The sequence below is a fragment of the Burkholderia sp. B21-005 genome (assembly GCF_020843965.1).
GTDB classification, from domain to species: Bacteria; Pseudomonadota; Gammaproteobacteria; order Burkholderiales; family Burkholderiaceae; genus Burkholderia; species Burkholderia ambifaria.
Window position 1 is genome coordinate 1,267,569 of the sequence record NZ_CP086302.1, and the last position, 20,417, is coordinate 1,287,985.

The window sequence follows — 20,417 nt, forward strand, 5'->3', positions numbered from 1 at the left end:
TGTCCGGCAGTCGTCGTGGCGGGTCGATCAGTCGCCGAACCCGATTTCCGCTTCGACCGATTGCCCGACCTCGAGCCACGCGCCCGCGCCTTCGACGACGATCGCGTTGATGCCGAACGTCAGCGCGTCGTCGTAGTTCGGGTGCGCGCGATAGGTCTGCATCGTGTCGGTCGGCTCGTGCGGCCAGTCGGGGTTCGGCGCACCGGTCACCTGGTCGATCGTCGGCATCGGGCAGCGCGTGCACAGCTTCACGAGGCGCAGCCGCACGGGCGTCTCGCCGTTGGCGTCGAGATGCTCGAGGAAATCCTCTTCATACGCGTCGAGATCCGACACGACGATGTTCGGGCGGAAGCGGTTCATCGGGATCGCCGGCACGCCTTTCGCGACGAGCTTCGCGTTCAGGTCGTCGAGCGACGACTGGCCGATCACGAGCAGCGGATAGCCGTCCGCGAACTGCGTGTGCGTATCGACGTCGCCGGTCCATTTGCGGTTGCAACCGCGGCGCGCGTCGGCGCCGAAGCGCGCGAGCTTCAACGGCACGCCGAGGAATTCGGTGAGCCACGCAGCCGTTTCGGCGCCCGTGTCGATCGCGTCGACGGTGTCGCGCCACACGGTCGCGGCCATCTTCGGCGTGGCGGGCGTGGCGTCGCCGTCGAGCGGCGTGCGGATCTCCGGCATGCCCGGCGCGTTCAGCACGAGCGCATCGCTGTCGAGCGCGGTGCGGATCAGCGCGAGGCGCGGGTGCGTGCGCTGTGTGATCATCATCCCGTCGGGGGTGGTGATCAGCCAGTGGCGATCGTAGGCGAGGCCCGTTTCGAGCAGTTGCGCGCGCGACAGCGCGATGCCGGCGCAGGACTTGATCGGGTAGACGAAGAGTTCGGAGATGGCTGGCATGACGCTGGCTGACGAAGGCGGGATGATCGAATCGCGATTGTGCCAGATCGTGCGAAAACCGTTCGGGCGGTTGTGCGCCGCCGCGCGGCCGGTTATGCGAGCGCAAAGCCGAGGTCGAAGGTCGTGCGCACGTCGAGCGGCTGGCGCAGCAGCCCGGCCTTCAGGTAGAAGTCGGCCGTGCGCTGCTGTGAGGTGATCACCGTCGCGTCGATCGGCTGCCAGCGCGTGTTGCGGCGCTCGAACTGCAGCTTCGCGGCCGCCGGCGGGATGCCGATGATGCGCGCGAGGGCCGCGGAATACGCATCGACGTGCCGGTACGACCAGACCTGCGCGCGCACGACCCGTTGCAGGAAGTCGCGCAGTACGTCGCGCTTCGACGCAATCGCCGCGTCGGTTGCCGCGACGTAGCTGAGGCCCGACCACAGGCCTCGGCCGTCGACGAGCACGCGCGCGCGGCCGCTCGTTTCGGCAAGCGCCGTATAGGGCTCCCAGGTTGCCCACGCATCGATCGATCCGGTTGCGAGCGCAAGCATCGTGTCGGCCGGCGGCAGGAAGCGGAACGATACGGCGTCCGGCGGCAAGCCGGCCGCGTCGAGCGCCTTCAGCGTGACGAAATGGCCGATCGAGCCGCGTGTGGTGCCGATGCGCTTGCCTTTCAGGTCGGCGGCGTCTTTCAGCGTGGCGTCGGGCCGCACGAGCACGGCGGTGCCGTACGGGTCGGAGCGGTTCGCGGCGATCACCTTGATGCGGGCGCCCGACGCGAGCGCGAAGATCACCGGCGCGTCGCCGATCGGCCCGCAGTCGACGGCCCCCGCGTTCAGCGCTTCGGCCAGCGGCGCGGCGGCCGGGAATTCGGTCCACGCGATGTCGTACGCGAGGCCGTTCAGTTCGCCGGCCGCTTCGAGCAGCGCGCGCAGCCCGCCTTTCTGATCGCCGGCCCGCAGCAGCGGGCGCGCGCCCGATTGCGCATGGAGCGCGGCCGGGGCGACGGTGAGGGTGGTGGCGAGGGCGCTTGCTTGCGCGAGGAAGTGACGTCGGGTCGGGTTCATCGTGAAGTTCTGTCGAGCGGGGAAACGGTTCGGGGATTCAGTGCGGGAGCCCGGCTTGCACGTCGCGCACGGGTTCGGCATCGACGCGCAACAGCAGCGCGGTCAGCGGATCGACGTTCGCGGCGGCTGCCGGCGCGCGTGCGGGGGCATCCGAGCGGCACAGCAGGTCGGATGCCGACCAGCCGGTGCTGCCCGGCAACGCGCGCGCACGCAGCCAGCCGCGCCGGTCGGCGAGCAGTTGCGTGCCGCCGAATGCATCGGGCGGCACGCCCGCGATCGTCGCGAACGCCTGCCAGGCATCGGGCGTCGATGCGACACAGTTCGCGCGCACGCCGGTGGGCGGCGGTGCGGGCGTGTCGCCGGCGGTGACGAGCAGCGTCTGCCAGCGCGGGTCTTCCCGCGGCGGCGTGCCGGCCGGCGCGAGCGCGACGATGCGCACGCGCTGGCCTTCGCGCCAGCGCGCGAGCGGTTGCGGCGCGGCGCCGCCGCAGCGAACGTCGAGCGCCGGCAGCGGGACGGGCACGGGCCACGCACCTTCGGCCTGCGCGCCGCTGCCGGCCGACAGCGCTTTCAGGTAATCGAGCACGGCCCACGTGTCGGCCGGGCCGAGCGTCGCGGCAAAGCCCGGCATCGACGCCGCGCCGCGTGCGTCGTGCGTACCGTGCCGCACGCGCCAGTACAGTTCGCCGTCGAGCCGGCGCGCGAGCAGCGCGCCCGCGAAGGTCGGCGGCCAATGCGCGAGCGTCGCCGCGAGCGGCCCTTCGCCGCGGCCGTCCGCGCCGTGGCAAGCCGCGCAATGCTGCGCATACAGGTGCTCGCCGCGCATCACGTTCGCGACGGAAAACGGCGCGGGATTGCGCTGGAAACTGGTCGGTGCCGCTGGCGCGAGCCACAGCGATGCCGGCGGCCACGGTGCGAACCATGCAACGGCCAGCGCGGCGATTGCCGATGCCGCACGCCCTTTGCGCGACGCGATCGCGACGCAGCCCAGCGCTACGGCGAGCGCGCTCGCCGCCCCCGCGAACGCGAGCTGGCGCGTGAGCGCCGCGTCGATGCGCAGCGTTTCGAGCGCGATCCGGTGCGCCCAGGGCCATGCGGCCTGTCCATCGGCATCGCCGGTCAGGCCGGCCGCATGCAGCACGCGCGCGAACGCGACCTGCGCGCGATACAGCAGTTGCAGGAACAGGAGCGCCCAGTCGGAAAACGGCGGTGCACTCATCGGCGCGGCCTTTGCCGCGCACCGGCAATCCTGCGAACGGCACCGCCCATCTACCAGCTCGCATCGAGGCCGAGATGCCGCAGCGCCTCATGGCGCAGCTCGGCGAGACGCGGGTCACCGCGATGGCGCGGATAGGGCAGGTCGACGCGCAGTTCCGCGACGATGCGTGCGGGACGCGGCCCGAACACGATCACGCGCTGCGCGAGAAACAGCGCTTCCTCGACATCGTGCGTGACGAGCAGCGCGGAGAACCCGTCGCGTTGCCACAGCGCGGTCAGCTCGGCCTGCATCGTCAAGCGCGTCAGCGAGTCGAGCTTGCCGAGCGGCTCGTCGAGGATCAGGAGGCGCGGATCGTTGACGAGCGCGCGGGCGAGCGCGACGCGCTGCGCCATCCCGCCCGACAGCTGATGCGGAAACACGTTCGCGAACTCCTGCAGCCCGACGCGCGCGAGCGCATCGTCGACGCGATGCTGCGCGGTGCGCGCCACGCCGCGCGCTTCGAGACCGAGCGCGACGTTCGCGCGCACCCTGCGCCACGGGTAGAGCGTCGGATCCTGGAACACGACGATGCGCGACGGATCGGGCCGTTCGATCGGGGCGCCGTCCTGCGCGATCGTGCCTTGCCGCGCGGCGTCGAGACCCGCGACGAGCCGCAGCAGCGTCGATTTCCCGCAGCCGCTCGGGCCGAGCAGCGCGACGAACTCGCCGGCCGCGACCGACAGCGTGACGTCGTCGAGCACCGGCAGCGGGCCGCCGGGGCCGTCGAACGCATGGCTCACGCGGCGGATGTCGATGCGCGCGCCGCGCGGCGCCGTGAGAACGGAGGGTTCGAGAACAGCGGCGCTTACCATTTGACGGTTCCTTTCTGCCACGCGAGCACACGGTCGCGCACCGCGAACAGCAGCGCGATCAGCCCGGAAAACAGCAGCGCCATCACGATCAGCGCCGCATACATGTTCACGTATGATGCCCAGCCCTGCGCCCAGCTCAGATACCAGCCGAGCCCCGACTTGACGCCCATCATCTCGGCGACGACGAGCACCGTGAACGACGCGCTCAGCCCCATGAAGATGCCGACGAACACGTGCGGCAGCGCGGCCGGAATCGCGACGCGCAGCACCAGGAAGCGCGCGTTCGCGCCGAGCGTGCGCGCAACGTCGTAGTACTGCCGGTTCACGCTCGCGACGCCCGACCACGTCAGCACCGCGACCGGGAAGCCGGTCGACAGCGCGATCAGGAACGCGGCGGCCGAATAGCTCGTCGGAAAGAAGTAGAACGTGAGCGGCAGCAGCGCGGTGGCCGGCACCGGGCCGAGCACGCGCAGCACCGGATGCACCCAGTAGCCGATGCGGCGCGACCAGCCGATCGACACGCCGACGGCGAACCCGACCGTGACGCCGTAGGCAAACCCGAGCGCGAGCAGCTTCAGCGTATTGCCGGCGCTGCCGGCGAGGCGCGGCCAGTCGTCGACGTAGACCTCGATCAGCGCCTGCGGCGGCGCGAAGAACGGCGTGGGCAGCCAGCCGGTCTTCGCGGTGACGATTTCCCACGCGGCGAGCACGAGCGGCAGCGCGACGAGCCACGGCCCGGCCGGGCGCACGCGGGCGAGCCGTGCGCGCGTGGCCGGCACGCGATGGCCGAGCGTCGCCGAGATCAGCAGCAGCGCGGCGATCGTCCATGCGGCGGTGCCGAACGTATCGGTGTACGCCCAGTCGGTGAAGCCGACGACGCGGTTCGGCCACAGGTGCGTGATCGCGCCGAGCACGGCCCATGCGACCGCCGCGACGACGCCGGCCGGCCAGCTGCGCGCACGACGGGCTTCGGCCGCGAGCGTCGCGTCGCAGGTCGTGCACGCGGCACGGGACGTAGCAGCAGCCGTGGCAGCGGCGGGGGCCGACGCGGTGCGGGCGGGGGACGTATGTTCGATCGTCGACATCGCGTCACCCCAGCACGTTCGCATAGACCCGCTGCGCGAAGCGCTGCGGGTCGGTGCTCTTCTTCAGCACGTTGATCCGGCGGAAATCGTCCGCATAGAACGCGATTTCCTGCTGCAGGTCGACGTTGGTCGGGTGGTGCGTGTAGGTCAGCGTCGCGTACAGCTTGCGCAGGTCGTCGGGGTTGATCTTCGGCGAATACTTGGCGAACGCCTTCGCGGCTTCGTTCGGGTTGTCGTGCGTGTACTCGGTGGCCTGCACGATCGAGCGCGCGAGCGCGGCGGCCGCCGGCCGGTCGTTGCGTACGAGATCGCCGCGCGCGCCGATCACGCAGCACACCTTGCGCGCGTATTCGCCGGACAGGTTCGTCGCGAGTTCGGCATACGCGCCGTTGCTGCGTTTCTCGAGCAGGTAGAGATTCGGATCGCCGTCGGCGATCGCCTGGATCTCGCCCTTGTCGACCGCGACGCCGAGCAGGTCGGCCGGATACTGCCGCCACGTGATGTCGCGCTCGGGATCGATGCCGTTCTTCGCGAGCAGGATCGAGAAGAAGTGCTTGCCGGGCGCGGCGAGATCGCTGACGCCGACCGTCTTGCCCTTCAGCGCCTGCAGTGTCGTCACCCCGGCCGTCTTCGATCCGAGCAGCCGCACGCAGCCGCCGTGCGAGCTGCCGATGATCTTCACGTCGAAGCCGGCTTCGAGCGGCTTCAGCCAGCGGTGGATCATCCCGACCGCCGCGTCGGCCTTGCCGGTCGCGATCGATTCGAGCAACTGGTCGGTCGACCCGCTGTAGTTGATCAGCTCGACCTTCAGCCCGTTTTTCTCGAAGAAGCCGTGCTCCTGCGCGACGACGATCGGCGTCAGGCAGAACGCGTTCTGGTTCCACGCGAACGTGAGCTTCTTCAGCGGCGGCGCGGACCAGGCCTTGCGGCCGAGCGTGATCGCCGGTGCGGCGAGCGCGGCGGCGCCGGCCGCGCGCAGCAGCCGGCGGCGCTTGTCGTCATGGGCGCCGGTCGGCGCGGGTGCGGTGGTATCGGTCATGGTGTGGTTTTGGGTTCCGGTCGTGCGGCAGGCGCTCAGTCGAGCAGGTCGGGTTCGTCGGCGACGACGCGCGCGAACAGGCTGTCGAACGCATGCAATGCGCCGTCGGGGCCGCCGATCTGGCTGTGCGTGTGCCGCGCGGTCGCATGATCGATCGGTTGCGGCGTGCCGGCCGCTTCGGCCAGCAGCTGCGTGTGCGCGGCATTGTCGAGCGCGATGTACCACCACGCGGTGGCCTCGACCGTCGGGCCGGCCGTCAGGATTCCGTGGTTCTTCAGGATCACGCCCTTGTGCGTGCCGCCGTCGGGTTTCACGAGCGCGTCCGCGATCCGCGCGCCTTCGCTCGTGTCGACGACCATGCCCGTGAAGTCGTCGAACAGCGCGTGATCCTCGTAGAACACGCACGCGTCCTGCGTCAGCGGGTCGAGCGCGCGGCCGAGCGTCGACCACGCCTTGCCGTAGGTCGAATGCGTATGCGCGGCCGCGACGAGATGCGGATGCGCGTCGTGAATCGCCGCATGGATCGCGAACGCGGCCTTGTTCAGCGGCCGGTTGCCGATCGCGGTTTCGCCGCGGGCGTTGACGAGCAGCAGGTCCGATACCTTGATTTGCGAGAAATGCACGCCGAGCGGATTTACCCAGAAGTGGTCGGGCAGTTCCGGATCGCGCGCGGTGATGTGGCCGGCGAGGCCCGACGCGAAGCCGAAGCGCGCGAACAGGCGGAACGCGGCCGCGAGCCGCTCCTGCCGGTGGCGGCGCTCGGCGGCGACGTCGACGCGCGGCGCGGGCGGATCGAACCAGAAATGCTGGCGCGGGGTGTCGGCGAGGACGAGGCCCGACGCGGTGCGCGCGGGCGACGAAGAAGAGAGGACGGCGGACATGGCGGGCGGCTCCGTTTGCGTCAGGCGGCGCGCTGCGCCGCGTCGCGCGCCGCGACGGCGCTGCGTACGCGCGGAATCAGTTCGCGGCCGTAGTCGATCGCGTCGTCGAGCGGGTCGAAGCCGCGGATCAGGAACGTCGTCACGCCGAGGTCGTAGTAGTCGAGCAGCGCGTCGGCGACCTGTTCGGGCGTGCCGACCAGCGCGGTCGAATTCGAGCGCGCGCCGGTGAGCTTCGCGATCTCGGTCCACAGCCGCTTGTCGACCCGCGAGCCGCGTTCGGCCGCGGCGAGCAGGCGCCGCGCGCCTTCGCTCTGTTGCGGGCCGCCGGTGCCGAGGCCGGCCGCTTCGCGCAGCCGGCGCGTCTCGTCGAGGATCCGGTGCGCGCGCGCCCACGCCTCGTCTTCGGTCGCCGCGAGGATCGGCCGGAACGACACGGAAAAGCGCACCTGCCGGCCGTGCTTCGCGGCTTCGGCGCGCACGCGGGTCGTCAGGTCGCGCACCTGGTCGAGCGATTCGCCCCACAGCGCATAGACGTCCGCGTGCTTGCCGGCGACTTCCAGCGCCGCCTCCGATGCGCCGCCGAAGTAGATCGGCACGTGCGGCTGCTGGAACGGCTTCACTTCCGAAAAGCCCTGTGTGAAGCGGTAGTGCGCGCCGTCGTGATCGAACGGCTGCGTTTCGGTCCAGATGCGTCGCAGGATGCCGAGGTATTCGTCGGTGCGCGCATAGCGCGCGTCGTGATCGAGGAAATCGCCGTCGCGCTGCTGTTCGCTGTCCGAGCCGCCGGAGATGAAGTGCACCGCGAGCCGGCCGCGGCTGAACTGGTCGAGCGTCGCGATCTGCCGAGCGGCGAGCGTCGGCGCGGTGAAGCCCGGACGATGCGCGAGCATGAAATGGATGCGCTCGGTCGCCGCGGCGGCGAACGCGATCGTCAGGGTCGCCGACGGGCCGGTCGAGTGATGCGGGACGAGGATCCGGTCGAAGCCGGCCGTTTCGTGTGCCCGCGCGAAGTCGCGCACGTAGTCGGGGTCGACGACGGGGCCGGCGGCCGGATGGATTTCCGACTGCTTCTGGCTCTGGATCATGCCGATGAATTCGACGCTCATCTGGGTCTCCGATGCAAGGACGGCCCGGCGCGGCCAGCGACGGCCGGGCGCGGCGGGGAATGGAGCGCAGATTACCGCCGGGATCATGCGAAATGGAAATAATCAATCCGGATTTGAATATCAGATTTGCATGGTTTGGGCGCGTGTGCGCTGCGCATACGCTGTGGGCTCGCGATCGAATCGAAAGGGCGCCGGCCGCCTGTCGTGCGGGGCTTCGGTCGCCGCCTGATCGCCGCCGGTCGCCGCCGGCTTCGCGAGCCGCCGCGCCGCGTGCCGATCGATCTCCGCCGTCACCGCCGTTACGTTATTGGCTACCCGCCACCCAGTCACCGAGGGAATCCGTACCGATGTCCGCCAGCCTTGCCGCTTCCTCGCCGCCAGCGCCGCTCGCACCGCAGTCGTCGCTGCGCCACCTGCCTGCCGACGATGCGCGCGTCGCCGCGCTGCTCGAGCGTCTCGCGCCCGAACTCGCGGCCGACGCCGCCCGCAACGATGTCGATGGCCGCTTCCCGCACGAGAACTTCGCGCGGCTGCATCGCGCCGGGCTGATCGCGCAGGTCGTGCCGCGCGAGCATGGCGGCGCGGGCGCGACGCTCGCACAGGCGAGCCGCATCGTGGCCGCGGTCGCACGCGCCGATCCCGCGACCGCGCTGGTGCTGACGATGACGTATCTGCAGCATCGCGCGCTCGGCCGCGCGGACCACCGTTGGCCCGCGCGCCTGCGGCGTGCGGTGTTCGACAGTGCGGTCGACGAAGGCGCGCTGATCAACGCGCTGCGTGTCGAGCCGGCGCTCGGGTCGCCGTCGCGCGGCGGCCTGCCCGAAACGGTTGCGCGTCGCGACGGCGACGGCTGGCGGCTGTCCGGCCACAAGCTGTACTGCACCGGCATTCCGGCGCTGCGCTGGCTGGCCGTGTGGGCCCGCACCGACGAGCCCGAGCCGCGCGTCGGGGTGTTCCTCGTGCCGCGCGAGCGCCACGCTGGGGACGATCCGCGCATCCGTGTGATCGGAAGCTGGAATCACCTGGGCCTGCGCGCATCGGGCAGCCACGAGGTCGTGTTCGACGACGTGCGGCTGCCCGCCGATCATGCGGTGGACGTGCGCGCGCCCGATGCGTGGGCCGTGTCGGCCGCGAGTCATGCGGATGTCGACGCGCAGGCCGACCAGCAGGCCTGGATGGTCGCGCTGCTCGGCAGTCTCTACGATGCGGTGGCGCGTGCGTCGCGCGACTGGCTGCTGGAGTTCGCGACGACGCGCGCGCCGAGCGGACTCGGTGCGCCGCTCGCGACGCTGCCGCGCGTGCAGGAGGCCATCGGCGAGATCGAAGGGTGGCTGCACACGAACCGCGTGCTGCTGGACGCGCACATCGCACGCACCGATGCCGGCGATGCACCGCCGGTGACGACGAGCGGCCTCGTCAAGCGAACCGTGACGGAGCAGGCGATCCGCACCGTCGAGCACGCGTTGAAGCTGTCGGGCAATCACGGGCTGAGCCGCAGCAATCCGCTCGAACGTCACTATCGCGACGTGCTGTGCAGCCGCGTGCATACGCCGCAGGACGACGCGATCGCGGTCGCCGCCGGACGTGCGGCGCTCGAGGCGGCGGCGCGAAGCGCGACGCCGAACCCGGACGCGGGCGGGACATCACGCAACGCGCCGGCATCCGCTCGACACGATGCGTGAGCGCGGTGGCGTGACGGTCAGCGCAAACGGGACGACGTTGTGCAGCCGTCGTCCGTCCTGTTCAAGCGGCCTTGTCGTGCGCGGCGGCATCCGCGGGCAGCGCGAACGCCGTGCGTGCATGCGCGGCCACGGCGGCGAGCGGCGCCGTGAAGCGCGCGGCGTCCTGCCGGTGCAGCAGCCACAGATCGATCTGCGGCTTGAAATCGGCGAGCGGCACGATGTCGAGCGCGTCGCGCAGCGGGCTGCCGTCGAGCAGCGGCAGCGGCATCAATCCGATGCCGAAGCCGTTCGCGACGCTCTGCAACTGCAGGTCGCGGCCGTAAGTGTCGAGCGTGACCGGCATCGGCAGCCCCTGCGCGTCGAGCGCCCGGCGCAGGCCCGCGCGAAACCCGCAGCCGTCGGGATTGAGCACCCAGCCGCGCGCATGGCAGTCGGCAAGCCGGTAGCCGCGGCGCGGCCAGTCGCCCTTGCGGCCGACCGCGACGAGCCGCGTGGCCAGCAGCCGTTCGCCCTCGACCTGCGGCGGCAGCACCATCTCGCGGGCCAGAAACACCAGCGCCGCATCGAGCTCGCGGCGCGCGATGCGTTCGACGAGCGCGCCGCCCCAGGCGGTCGTGACCTGTGTGGTGAGCGCCGGCCATTGCCCGGCAAGCCGCGCGATCAGGCCGGGCAGCATCAGTTCGCCGAGCCCCTGCGTGAGGCCGACGCGGAATTCGCCGGCGGGCGGCCGCTGGCCGGCCGTCAGTTCACGCAGGGCATCGACTTCGCGCAGGATCGCGCGACACTGCTCGAACACCTGCCGGCCGATGTCGGTCGGGCGCGGCGGCTTCGTGTTGCGGTCGAGCAGCGTCACGCCGAGCGCTTCCTCGAGGTTCTGGACGCGCCGCGTGATCGCGGGCTGCGTCATCCCGAGTTCGGTCGCGGCCTGGCTCAGCGTCTGGCAGCGGACGACCGCTGCAAAAGCGTCGATATCGCTAATTTTCATGTTTGTTCTGCATGGTCTTTCAGGTGCATCATGACGATCCATCATGTTCGGCATCATATTCGAGGAGCTGGCCGATGAGTACGCTTTCGTTGCGGCACACGCCGCTGCATCCGTTCGTCGACGGGCTGGGCGCGCTGCTTGCGTCCGGTGCGAACGAGGCGCGCATTCTCGACGAGGGCGGCGCGTTGCTCGCCGCGCTCGTCGCGCACGACGACTGGCTGCCCGATGCGTTCGCGCAGCCCGATCCCGAGCGCTACCGCCAGTACCTGCTGCATCTCGATCCCGACGAGCGGTTTTCCGTCGTCAGCTTCGTATGGGGCCCCGGCCAGACGACGCCGATCCACAACCACACGGTGTGGGGGCTGATCGGGATGCTGCGCGGCGGCGAGTTTTCGCAGCCGTACCGGTTCGACGCAACCGGCAGGCCGGTGCCGGCGGGCGATGCGGTGCGGCTGCAGCCGGGCGAGGTCGAGGCCGTGTCGCCGCGCATCGGCGACGTCCATCGCGTGACCAACGCGTTCGCGGACCAGGTATCGATCAGCATCCACGTGTACGGCGCGAATATCGGCAAGGTCGAACGCGCGGTGTTCCTCGACGACGGCACCGTGAAGCCGTTCGTGTCCGGCTATTCGAACGCGTGACCGCGCATGCCGCCCGCGCGCGGTTGCGAGCGCCCGCCCGCGGGCGCGAGATTCATCAGAATTTGCTCCGAGAAACCCCGCCATTTCCCCCAAGGGGACTTCCTTCGGGGCGGATGGCGGGAAGGAAAGGAGTGCTGTTGACAGGCAGCTTCTTCCACGGGTTAGGATCACCGGCATGATTCTTGTCTACCGCTACCGGGTGAAGTCGCTCAACGGACTGCTCAACAAGCAGAGCCGTGCGGTGAACTACGTCTGGAACTTCTGCAATGACACGCAGAAGCACGCGCTCAAGTGGAGCAAGAAATGGCCGACGGGATTCGATCTGAACGTGCTGACGACGGGGAGCAGCAAGGCGCTCGGCATCCACTCCGGCACGATCAACGCGACGTGCGAGCAATATGCGAAGTCGCGCAGTCAGCACCGTCGGCCCTACCGGCGCTATCGCGGCAGGAAATCGCTGGGCTGGGTGCCGCTGAAGGGGCGTGACCTGAAGCGCGAGGGTGACGCATTCCGTTTCGCCGGCAACACGTTTCGGGTATTCCACAGCCGGGCGCTTCCCGAAGGCAAGATCAAGGATGGGGCCACCTTTGCGCAGGATGCACGTGGCAACTGGTTTCTGAACATCGTGATCGAGATGCCCGATGTTCAGGCCCGCCCGGTCCGTTCCGGTGTTGGCATCGATCTCGGCCTGAAAGACTTCGCCACACTTTCGACGGGCGAGAAGCTGCCCAATGACCGATTCGGCCGACGCGCGGCGGAGAAACTGGCGAAAGCTCAACGGGCGCGCAAGCACAAGCGACATATCGCGAAGCTGCACGCCAAAGTGGCGAATGCCCGTGCCGATTTCCAGCACAAGCTCGCGCTCGATCTGGTGCGGCGTTTCGATTACCTCGCGGTCGGCAACGTGTCGGCCGCGAAGCTCGCCAGAACCAGGATGGCGAAGAGCGTCTACGACGCATCCTGGTCGTCCTTCCGAAACAAGCTCCGTTACAAGGCGATGGCGCACGGGGCCACGTTCGAGGAAGTCGACGAAAGCGGTTCTACCCAGTCCTGTTCGTCGTGCGGGTCGAAAGACAGCACGACGCGGCCGAAAGGTATCGCGGGACTGCGAATAAGAGAGTGGGCCTGCGATGGCTGTGGTGTCGTGCATGATCGAGATACCAACGCTGCGCTGAACATTCTCCGATGCGGACGTGCATCGCCAGGTGTGGGAATCACCTGCCTTTAGGCGGGTGAGGACATCAACGACTTCAACAGAATCCGACCGAGACATCATGACGCAAACCGCTGATTCCACTTCCCGTTTCCCCGTCGCGTCGTACCAGGACGTACGCGCGCGCCTGCTGGCCCGCGACGAGCTCGCACTGATCGACGTGCGCGAAGAGGATCCCTACGCGCAGGGCCATCCGCTGTGGGCCGCCAACTTTCCGCTGTCGAAACTCGAACTCGACGCGTGGACGCGCATTCCGCGCCGCGACACGCCGATCGTCGTGTTCGGCGAAGCCGGCGGCGAGGATCTCGCGCCGCGTGCGGCCGCGACGCTCGCGCGGCTCGGCTATACCGACGTGCGCCTGCTCGACGGCGGCCTCGCGGGCTGGCTCGCCGCGGGCGGCGAGCTGTTCATCGACGTGAACGTGCCGAGCAAGTCGTTCGGCGAATGGGTCGAGGCCGAGCGGCATACGCCGTCGCTGTCCGCGCAGGAAGTGCAGGCGCTGATCGACGCGCAGGCCGACGTCGTGATCGTCGACGCGCGCCGCTTCGACGAATATCAGACGATGAACATCCCGACGTCGACGAGCGTGCCGGGTGCCGAACTCGTGCTGCGCGTGCGCGCGCTCGCGCCGAACCCGCGGACTCGGGTCGTGGTGAACTGCGCGGGCCGCACGCGCAGCATCATCGGCACGCAGTCGCTGATCAACGCCGGGCTGCCGAACCCGGTCGCCGCGCTGCGCAACGGCACGATCGGCTGGACGCTCGCCGGCCAGACGCTCGAGCGCGGCGCGTCGCGACGCTTTCCCGACGACGTCGATCCCGCACAGCGCGACGAAGCACGCCGCGCCGCACGCGCGGTGGCCGAGCGCGCGGGCGTGCCGCGCATCGCGCTCGCGGAGCTCGCCGCGCTCGACGAACCGGGCCGCACGCTGTACCGCTTCGACGTGCGCACGCCGGACGAATACGAGGCCGGCCACCTGCCGGGCTTCCTGAGCACGCCCGGCGGCCAGCTCGTGCAGGAGACCGACCATCACGCGGCCGTGCGCGGCGCGCGCATTGTGCTGGCCGACGATGACGGCGTGCGCGCGGATATGACCGCGTCGTGGCTTGCGCAGATGGGCTGGGACGTGCGCGTGGTCGAGCCGGCCGGCACGGCGGCCTTCGTGGAGCGCGGCCAGCCGCCGCGCGACGTGCCGGCGACGCCGCAGGTGAGCGAGGTGGCGCCCGCGACGCTCGCGGGCTGGCTGAAGGAGGCGGCTGCGGGCGAGATCGCGATCGTCGACGTGACGACCAGCGCGAACTACGTGAAGCGCCATATTCCCGGCGCGTGGTTCGTCGTGCGCGCGCAGTTGCGCGACGCGCTCGCCGCGATCCCGCCGGCGAAGCGCTACGTGTTCACGTGCGGATCGAGCCTGCTCGCGCGGTTCGCGGCGGACGACGCGCGTGCGTTGCTGCCGGCTTCCGCGGCCATCTCGGTGCTGACGGGCGGCACGGCAGCGTGGATCGACGCGGGGCTGCCGCTCGAGCACGGCGACACGCATCTAGCGTCGCCGCGTGTCGACCGTTACCGGCGCCCGTACGAAGGCACCGACAACGCGGCCGCCGCGATGCAGGCGTACCTCGACTGGGAATACGGGTTGGTCGATCAGTTGAAGCGGGACGGCACGCATCACTTCCGCGTGATCTGATCTCGGAGCGGCGCGGTAATCGGCGACCGGCAACCGGCAACCGGCAAGCGGCAAGCGGCAAGCGGCAAGCGGCAAGCGGCGACCGCCAACCGCCAACCGCCAACCGCCAACCGGCCCGGCGTGCGCCGCGTCCGGTAGCCGTGCGCTCAGCAGGTTCAGCGTTCAGCCGGTTCAGCGCTTGAACGTATCAACAGCCGTGCGGCCGACGGCCGGATCGTCGGTGAAGAAGCCGTCGATGCCCGCGCGCAGGTACGCCTGGATCTCGCGCACCGAGCCCGCGGTGTTGCGCGTGGCCGGCGTGCCGCCGTCCTTCAGCGACGCGGGCAGGAAGTTGTTCTCCGGGCGGAACGTGTAGGGATGCACGACGAGGCCGGCTTCGTGCGCATAGCGCACGTACGGCGTCGGCTGCTGCAGCGTGCCGTCCGCGGCCACCGCGATGATCGACGTCTTGTACGGCCCGACGCCGTTCGCATAGGACGCGATCTCGCGCATCCCGTCGCGCGTCGACAGGTCGCCGTAGGTGCGCTTGTCGTTCGCCTTCACGAAGTCGTACGGACGCTGGCCGGCTTCGTCCATCAACTGCACGAGCTTCCAGTTCGGCTGGCTCGACTTGATCCGGTTGCGGATCGTCTTCAGGTTCGCGACCTCGAACGACTGGATGTAGACGGTCGCCGTGCGCGCCGTGTACGGATCCTTCAGCAGCGCGTCGACGAGGCGGTCCTCGAGCGGCAGGTCGATCGACTGGAAGTAGGTCGGGTGCTTGGTTTCCGGATACAGATGGATCGTGCGGCCAGTCTGGGCGGACATCTGCTTCGCGAGCGCGACGATCTCGTCGAAGGTCGGGATCTCGAACTGGTCGTTGTACGCGGTGTTCGCCGGGCGGACCTGCGGAATGCGCTCGCGGGCGCGCAGCGTCTTCAGCTCGGCGAGCGTGAAGTCCTCGGTGAACCAGCCGGTCAGCTGCGTGCCGTCGATCGTCTTGGTCGCCTTGCGGCTCGCGAACTGCGGCAGCGTCGACACGTTCGTCGTGCCCGAGATTTCGTTTTCGTGGCGCGCGACGAGCACGCCGTCGCGGGTCGCGACGAGGTCGGGCTCGATCACGTCCGCACCGTCCTCGATCGCCTTGCGGTACGACGCGAGCGTGTGCTCGGGCCGCAGCGCGCTCGCGCCGCGATGGCCGACCACCTGGACCTTCGCGGAGATCGGATGCGTGGGATCGGACGCCGACACATCGTCGCCGCCGCAGGCGGCAAGCAGAAGGGCGGCGGCACAGGCGAACGGGATGCAGCGCAAGGCGGTCGGGCGCGTGAAGAGCATGGCGGTGAACCTTCGGAACGGAAGTCGGTGAAAGGGCGCTCGATCCGGCGGCGCGGCCTGAACGGGATCGAACGGGACGCGATCGTCGCACCGGATCATTACATATGTATTACTTTCGCCTTTCTGTTTTGTTGTGACGGTAAGCGAGCGGGACGGCGGAACACGCGACGGCGTGCGCGACGCGATCCGACCCGTGTTGGAGAGCCGCCGCGCCGGATGCACTAAACTTGCGGGACTTTTGCATCGCCGCGCCGGGCCGACGCCTGCCCGCGCACGACGATGCGGCGACTCGCGGCCGGCGCGGGCACCCCGGCGCCCGTGTGCGTCCGGGGCCCGCGCCGGCCGATTTTTACCGACCCATGACGACTCATACCGATCCCGCCTACCTGCTCGGCGACCTGCTGAAGAACGTTTCCCGCTCCTTTTACCTGACGCTGCGCGTGCTGCCCGACGGCATGCGCGAGCCGGTCGGCCTGGCCTACCTGCTCGCGCGCGCGGCCGACACGATCGCCGACACGGCGCTCGTCGCGCCCGAGCGCCGCGCGGCGCTGCTGACCGACCTGCGCGACGAGATCGAGCGGCTCGGCGACGGCGCGGCGCTGTCGCGCGCGCTCGAGGACGTGACGCGGATGCAGACGGATTCGCACGAACACACGCTGCTCGCGTCGATGAAGCCGATGCTTGCGTTGCTGCGCGCGCAGCCAGACGCGGACCGCGCGTCGATCCGCAAGGTCGTCGCGACGCTGACGTCGGGGATGGAGTTCGACCTGCGCACGTTCCCCGACGAGCAGTCGGGCCAGGTCGCGTCGCTGCCGAACCGTGACGAACTCGATCGCTACACGTATCTGGTCGCCGGTTGCGTCGGCGAATTCTGGACCGACATGACCGGTGCGCACACGCGGGCCGCGCGCGGCTGGGACTTCGCGGACATGCGCGAGAAGGGCATCCGTTTCGGCAAGGCGCTGCAGATGACCAACATCCTGCGCGACTGCGCGAAGGACCTGCGGATCGGCCGCTGCTACCTGCCGGACGACGTGCTGGCCGCGCATCGCGTCGGCGTCGCCGACCTGATGTCGCCCGACGCGTCGGCGCGCGCGCGCGGCGTGCTGGTCGAGCTGTTGCGTGCGACGCTCGCGCAGTATCGCGACGCGTGCCTCTATACGCTGGCGATTCCGCGCCGCTTCGTGCGTCTGCGGCTCGCGTGCCTGTGGCCGATCATGATCGGCCTCGAAACGCTCGAACTGCTGGCCGGCCACGACGCGTGGCTCGATCCGGCGCGGCCGGCGAAGGTGCCGCGCAAGCGGGTCTACCGGATCATGGCGTCGTCGCTCGCGCTCGTCGGTTCGAACGCGGCGATCCGTGCACGCATGAACGCGCTGGTCGACGCGGTGAACGCGCGGATCGCGCCACCCGCGTCGCATTGAATGTCGCCGGCGCGAGGCGCCGGCATCCTCTTTCGGCCCGCGTTCGCCGGGCCGCTCCGTCCGATCTCATCCGCACGGGCTGAAACGTTTTCAAATTTCGCGTCCCGAAACGTGGGTGTCATGAACGTAAGCGATCCTGCGCGGCGATGTGAATCGCGGTGTCGATCGCGGTTGCGCATTGGTCAGAACAAACGTGCCGAAGGCGTCTGACAACATCGCTCGGTCGCGCTGCACCCGTAAAAATGTAAAGCTAGGGTTTTCACCGGGAAATGCCGGAAATCCCCGCCGCGTAAGCGTTTTCAGGTGTTATGTAACCGTTTGGTGAACCCGCGCGTTGCGTCGATCATACGATGACCGACTGGGCGTATTGGGAAACGATTGGTAATCCGTCAGAATTGCACCGGCATGTACTCGCACATGTGCATAAAACCACACCAGAAAAGAAATCATTCTTTGAGGACGGAGAATCAATGAAAAAGCGCGTCGCTTTCGCCATGACGGCAGTGGGTCTCGCAGCCGCTACCGCAGCCCACGCCCAGAGCAGCGTCACCCTGTACGGTATCGTCGATAACGCTATCGCCTACCAGAACAACTCGTCGGCAACCGGCGCGACCACGGGTGGTCACTCGAAGGTGCAGATGGCCACCGGCATTTGGGCCGGCAGCCGCTTCGGCCTGAAGGGCAGCGAAGACCTCGGCGGCGGCACGAAGGCGATCTTCCAGTTGGAAGCCGGCTTCAACGCGAACAACGGTTCGTCGCAATGGACGAACGGCATCTTCACGCGTCAGGCATGGGTCGGCCTGAGCAACCAGACGTACGGTACGCTGACGGCAGGCCGCCAGTACACCGCGTACTACACGCTGCTGTCGCCGTACAGCCCGACGACCTGGCTGACCGGTTACTACGGCGCGCACCCGGGTGATATCGATTCGCTGGATACCAGCTACCGCGCGAACAACTCGCTCGTCTACATGTCGCCGAAGTTCTACGGCTTCACGGTCGGCGGTTCGTACTCGTTCGGCGGCGTCGCAGGCAGCGTGAACCGCGGCTCGACGTGGAGCGCGGCGGTCCAGTACCTGAACGGCCCGGCAGGCATCGCGGTCGGCTTCCAGCGTATCAACAACGCGACGCTCGGCGGCGGTGTGTGGGGCGCGAACTCGACCGCGCAGAACGGTCTGGACACGAGCGGCAACGGCGCGGAACAGGCTGTGTCGTCGATCAACAACGGCTACCGGACGGCACAGGCGCAACAGCGCCTCGCGGTGACGGCAGGCTATCAGTTCACGCCGGCGTGGGACGTTTCGGTTTCGTACTCGAACGTGCAATACATCCCGGGTACGCTGTCGGGCTTCCGGAACACGGCAATCTTCAACACGGCAGGCGCCGTGCTGCACTGGAAGGCAGCGCCGCAGTGGGACTTCGCGGCAGGCTACTCGTACACGCGTGCGACCGAGTCGAACGGCATCTCGAGCTCGGCCAAGTACCATCAGGTCACGCTGTCGCAGTACTACAGCCTGTCGAAGCGCACGGGCCTGTACGCAGTTGAGGCTTACCAGCACGCGAGCGGCAACACGCTCACCCCGACGGGCGGCGTGATCCTCGCGACGACGTCGACGGGCGACGGCGTGGGCGCAGGTTCGAAGCAGAACCAGATCGCTGCCGGCGTCGGCCTGATCCACCGCTTCTAAATGTCGCGCGGCGCGCGAGCGCCGCTCACGGCATGCGGTATGAAGAAACCGGCCTTCGGGCCGGTTTTTTTTCGTCGGTACGCGCCGAGTGCGTGGCGCGGGTGCGGTGTCGGTCAGGCTGCGTCCGGCGATGCATCGTCGAGTCATCGTGCCGGTCAGCGGTGCGAATCATCCGTCCAGTTTCCCGCCAGCGCCTGGAACAGCGCCGCCGTATCGGCAAGCCGGTCGGCTTGCGCGCGGGTCCGCTCGAGCGCGGTCTGCAGTACCTGTCGCTGTGCATCGAGCAGGTCGATCACGCTGATTCCGCCCGCCGCGTAGCGGTCGCCGGCGATCGCGCGGCTGGCCGCCGCCTGTTGCGCGGCGGTGTCTCTCGCCTGCAATTCGGCCGCATCGTGTTCGACCGCGCGCATCGCATCGGCCACCTGCTGAAGCGCCAGCAGCACGGTTTCCCGATAGCTCGCGAACGCGGCGTCGTACGCCGCTTCGGCCGCGCGTTTCCGCGCGCGCAGTTCGCCGCCGTGAAAGAGCGGCTGCGTGAGGCCGAGCCCGACGTTCCACACGTTGAGCCCGCTGACGATATCCGCGATGCGCGTGCGCTCCGACCCGATCCCCGCCGAAATCGAAAAACGCGGATACAGGTTCGCCGTGGCCACGCCGACGTTCGCGCTCGCCTGGTGCAGCACGGCCTCCGCCGCGCGGATGTCGGGCCGTTCGCGCGCGAGCGTCGACGGCAGCGCGACCGGCAGCGTGCGAGGCAGCGCAAGTGCGTCGAGCGCGAGGTCGGGCAATGCTTCGCTCGACGGCGGCGCACCCAGCAGGATCGCGAGCCGGTGGCCGGCCTGCGCGTGGCGTGCGGCGAGCGGCGGCAGGGAGGCCTGCGTTTGCGCGAGCAGCGCGCGCTGGGCATGCACGTCGGCCCGCGACACGCCCCCCGCCGCGAAGCGCGCTTCGACGATGCGCAACTGCCGCGCTTGCGCGTCGACGAGCTGCCGCGTGAGCGCGACTTGCTGCGCGAGCGACGCGCGCAGGATCGCGGTCGCGACGACGTTGCCCGCGAGCGTCAGGCGCGCGGCGTCGAGCGTATAGCCCTGATAGTCGACCTGGGCACGCAGCGCTTCGAGCGCGCGCCGGTTGCCGCCGAACACGTCGAGTGCGTACGACACGCTCACCGACGCGTCATACAGCGTGAACGGCCCGGGATTCGGCATGTTGGCGGGCAGCCCGAACGCGGCGACGTCGACCTTCTGGCGCGTGGCGGACAGGTTCGCGTCGACGCGCGGCAGCATCGTCGCGCCGGCCTGGGCCGCATGGTTCTGCCGCGCTTCGTCGAGCCGCGCGCGGGCCTCGGCGAGCGTCGGGCTGTTGCGCCATGCGGTGTCGACGAGGCGGTCGAGCGGTTCGGAGCCGAACTGCGTCCACCAGCGTTGCAGCGTATGCGCGGACGACGCGAACGTCTGCGCGTCGCCGGCCGGGCCGCCGGCGGCCGCCGTGGTCGCGGGCGCTGCATCGCGCGTGTACTGCTGCGTGGCCGGCGGCTCCGGCGCGCGGAAATCCGGCCCGACCGCACATCCGGCGAGCAGCGCAACGGCGGCGAGCGTGCCGCCGCGGACAGCGCGGACAGCGTGGGATGGGCGACGCGAAGCCGGTTTCATCGCG

Annotated in this window: 17 protein-coding genes; 6 read left to right on the forward strand and 11 right to left on the reverse strand. The window is 69.5% G+C overall.

Annotation, left to right across the window (positions count from 1 at the left end):
- Window positions 1–27 precede the first annotated feature (27 nt).
- The 8 genes from LMA02_RS21990 to LMA02_RS22025 all read right to left on the reverse strand — a co-directional run bounded on the left by LMA02_RS21990 (window position 28) and on the right by LMA02_RS22025 (window position 8,124).
- Window positions 28–894, reverse strand: coding sequence for an MOSC domain-containing protein (locus LMA02_RS21990; RefSeq protein ID WP_228909791.1), 867 nt, complete (start codon window positions 892–894; stop codon window positions 28–30).
- A 92-nt stretch (window positions 895–986) separates the two neighbouring features.
- A complete protein-coding gene (locus LMA02_RS21995; protein WP_228909792.1) occupies window positions 987–1,943 on the reverse strand; it encodes an ABC transporter substrate-binding protein in 957 nt (318 codons plus the stop codon).
- Between the two features lie 37 nt (window positions 1,944–1,980).
- The gene (locus LMA02_RS22000) at window positions 1,981–3,162 is read right to left on the reverse strand and encodes a c-type cytochrome (protein ID WP_228909793.1); all 1,182 of its coding nucleotides are present in this window, start codon (window positions 3,160–3,162) and stop codon (window positions 1,981–1,983) included.
- A 50-nt stretch (window positions 3,163–3,212) separates the two neighbouring features.
- A complete protein-coding gene (locus tag LMA02_RS22005; protein WP_228909794.1) occupies window positions 3,213–4,013 on the reverse strand; it encodes an ABC transporter ATP-binding protein in 801 nt (266 codons plus the stop codon).
- Entirely contained in the window at window positions 4,007–5,098 is a 1,092-nt protein-coding gene (locus LMA02_RS22010) for an ABC transporter permease (protein ID WP_228909795.1), read from the reverse strand. The genes LMA02_RS22005 and LMA02_RS22010 overlap by 7 nt, the downstream gene beginning before the upstream one ends.
- A gap of 4 nt (window positions 5,099–5,102) precedes the next feature.
- Window positions 5,103–6,137, reverse strand: a complete 1,035-nt coding sequence (locus LMA02_RS22015) for an ABC transporter substrate-binding protein (RefSeq protein ID WP_228909796.1) — start codon at window positions 6,135–6,137, stop codon at window positions 5,103–5,105.
- Between the two features lie 35 nt (window positions 6,138–6,172).
- A complete protein-coding gene (locus LMA02_RS22020; RefSeq protein WP_228909797.1) occupies window positions 6,173–7,018 on the reverse strand; it encodes a class II aldolase/adducin family protein in 846 nt (281 codons plus the stop codon).
- Between the two features lie 20 nt (window positions 7,019–7,038).
- Complete coding sequence (locus LMA02_RS22025; RefSeq protein ID WP_228909798.1) at window positions 7,039–8,124, reverse strand: LLM class flavin-dependent oxidoreductase; 1,086 nt, start codon at window positions 8,122–8,124, stop codon at window positions 7,039–7,041.
- A gap of 347 nt (window positions 8,125–8,471) precedes the next feature.
- Between LMA02_RS22025 and LMA02_RS22030 the strand changes: the two genes are divergently transcribed.
- Window positions 8,472–9,806, forward strand: coding sequence for an acyl-CoA dehydrogenase family protein (locus LMA02_RS22030; RefSeq protein ID WP_228909799.1), 1,335 nt, complete (start codon window positions 8,472–8,474; stop codon window positions 9,804–9,806).
- A 61-nt stretch (window positions 9,807–9,867) separates the two neighbouring features.
- Here LMA02_RS22030 and LMA02_RS22035 read toward each other — a convergent pair whose 3' ends face one another.
- Window positions 9,868–10,791, reverse strand: coding sequence for a LysR family transcriptional regulator (locus tag LMA02_RS22035; protein ID WP_228909800.1), 924 nt, complete (start codon window positions 10,789–10,791; stop codon window positions 9,868–9,870).
- A gap of 74 nt (window positions 10,792–10,865) precedes the next feature.
- On the opposite strand from LMA02_RS22035, the gene LMA02_RS22040 reads away from it, so the two are divergent.
- The 3 genes from LMA02_RS22040 (at window position 10,866) to LMA02_RS22050 (ending at window position 14,332) form a co-directional block, all read left to right on the forward strand.
- A complete protein-coding gene (locus LMA02_RS22040; RefSeq protein WP_228909801.1) occupies window positions 10,866–11,432 on the forward strand; it encodes a cysteine dioxygenase in 567 nt (188 codons plus the stop codon).
- Window positions 11,433–11,607: 175 nt separating this feature from the next.
- The gene (locus tag LMA02_RS22045) at window positions 11,608–12,660 is read left to right on the forward strand and encodes an RNA-guided endonuclease InsQ/TnpB family protein (protein WP_228909802.1); all 1,053 of its coding nucleotides are present in this window, start codon (window positions 11,608–11,610) and stop codon (window positions 12,658–12,660) included.
- A gap of 46 nt (window positions 12,661–12,706) precedes the next feature.
- Window positions 12,707–14,332, forward strand: coding sequence for a rhodanese-related sulfurtransferase (locus LMA02_RS22050; protein WP_228909803.1), 1,626 nt, complete (start codon window positions 12,707–12,709; stop codon window positions 14,330–14,332).
- Between the two features lie 171 nt (window positions 14,333–14,503).
- Here LMA02_RS22050 and LMA02_RS22055 read toward each other — a convergent pair whose 3' ends face one another.
- Window positions 14,504–15,649 carry a glycerophosphodiester phosphodiesterase gene (locus tag LMA02_RS22055; RefSeq protein WP_228909804.1) on the reverse strand — a complete coding sequence of 382 codons (1,146 nt, stop codon included), beginning with the start codon at window positions 15,647–15,649 and terminating at the stop codon, window positions 14,504–14,506.
- A 359-nt stretch (window positions 15,650–16,008) separates the two neighbouring features.
- On the opposite strand from LMA02_RS22055, the gene LMA02_RS22060 reads away from it, so the two are divergent.
- Together LMA02_RS22060 and LMA02_RS22065 are read left to right on the forward strand one after the other, a co-directional pair.
- Window positions 16,009–17,073, forward strand: coding sequence for a phytoene/squalene synthase family protein (locus LMA02_RS22060; RefSeq protein ID WP_228909805.1), 1,065 nt, complete (start codon window positions 16,009–16,011; stop codon window positions 17,071–17,073).
- A 470-nt stretch (window positions 17,074–17,543) separates the two neighbouring features.
- On the forward strand, window positions 17,544–18,761 hold the full coding sequence (locus tag LMA02_RS22065) for a porin (protein ID WP_228909806.1): 1,218 nt from the start codon (window positions 17,544–17,546) through the stop codon (window positions 18,759–18,761).
- A gap of 155 nt (window positions 18,762–18,916) precedes the next feature.
- Here LMA02_RS22065 and LMA02_RS22070 read toward each other — a convergent pair whose 3' ends face one another.
- On the reverse strand, window positions 18,917–20,413 hold the full coding sequence (locus LMA02_RS22070; protein WP_228909807.1) for an efflux transporter outer membrane subunit: 1,497 nt from the start codon (window positions 20,411–20,413) through the stop codon (window positions 18,917–18,919).
- Window positions 20,414–20,417 lie beyond the last annotated feature (4 nt).

Bases quoted from the DNA above. Each gene is read 5' to 3' on its own strand.
- LMA02_RS21990 (WP_228909791.1), bottom strand. From the start codon at position 894: ATGCCAGCCATCTCCGAACTCTTCGTCTACCCGATCAAGTCCTGCGCC.
- LMA02_RS22040 (WP_228909801.1), top strand. From the start codon at position 10,866: ATGAGTACGCTTTCGTTGCGGCACACGCCGCTGCATCCGTTCGTCGAC.
- LMA02_RS22065 (WP_228909806.1), top strand. From the start codon at position 17,544: ATGAAAAAGCGCGTCGCTTTCGCCATGACGGCAGTGGGTCTCGCAGCC.
- LMA02_RS22055 (WP_228909804.1), bottom strand. From the start codon at position 15,649: ATGCTCTTCACGCGCCCGACCGCCTTGCGCTGCATCCCGTTCGCCTGT.
- LMA02_RS22015 (WP_228909796.1), bottom strand. From the start codon at position 6,137: ATGACCGATACCACCGCACCCGCGCCGACCGGCGCCCATGACGACAAG.
- LMA02_RS22005 (WP_228909794.1), bottom strand. From the start codon at position 4,013: ATGGTAAGCGCCGCTGTTCTCGAACCCTCCGTTCTCACGGCGCCGCGC.
- LMA02_RS22000 (WP_228909793.1), bottom strand. From the start codon at position 3,162: ATGAGTGCACCGCCGTTTTCCGACTGGGCGCTCCTGTTCCTGCAACTG.
- LMA02_RS21995 (WP_228909792.1), bottom strand. From the start codon at position 1,943: ATGAACCCGACCCGACGTCACTTCCTCGCGCAAGCAAGCGCCCTCGCC.
- LMA02_RS22060 (WP_228909805.1), top strand. From the start codon at position 16,009: ATGACGACTCATACCGATCCCGCCTACCTGCTCGGCGACCTGCTGAAG.
- LMA02_RS22025 (WP_228909798.1), bottom strand. From the start codon at position 8,124: ATGAGCGTCGAATTCATCGGCATGATCCAGAGCCAGAAGCAGTCGGAA.
- LMA02_RS22035 (WP_228909800.1), bottom strand. From the start codon at position 10,791: ATGAAAATTAGCGATATCGACGCTTTTGCAGCGGTCGTCCGCTGCCAG.
- LMA02_RS22020 (WP_228909797.1), bottom strand. From the start codon at position 7,018: ATGTCCGCCGTCCTCTCTTCTTCGTCGCCCGCGCGCACCGCGTCGGGC.
- LMA02_RS22070 (WP_228909807.1), bottom strand. From the start codon at position 20,413: ATGAAACCGGCTTCGCGTCGCCCATCCCACGCTGTCCGCGCTGTCCGC.
- LMA02_RS22050 (WP_228909803.1), top strand. From the start codon at position 12,707: ATGACGCAAACCGCTGATTCCACTTCCCGTTTCCCCGTCGCGTCGTAC.
- LMA02_RS22030 (WP_228909799.1), top strand. From the start codon at position 8,472: ATGTCCGCCAGCCTTGCCGCTTCCTCGCCGCCAGCGCCGCTCGCACCG.
- LMA02_RS22045 (WP_228909802.1), top strand. From the start codon at position 11,608: ATGATTCTTGTCTACCGCTACCGGGTGAAGTCGCTCAACGGACTGCTC.
- LMA02_RS22010 (WP_228909795.1), bottom strand. From the start codon at position 5,098: ATGTCGACGATCGAACATACGTCCCCCGCCCGCACCGCGTCGGCCCCC.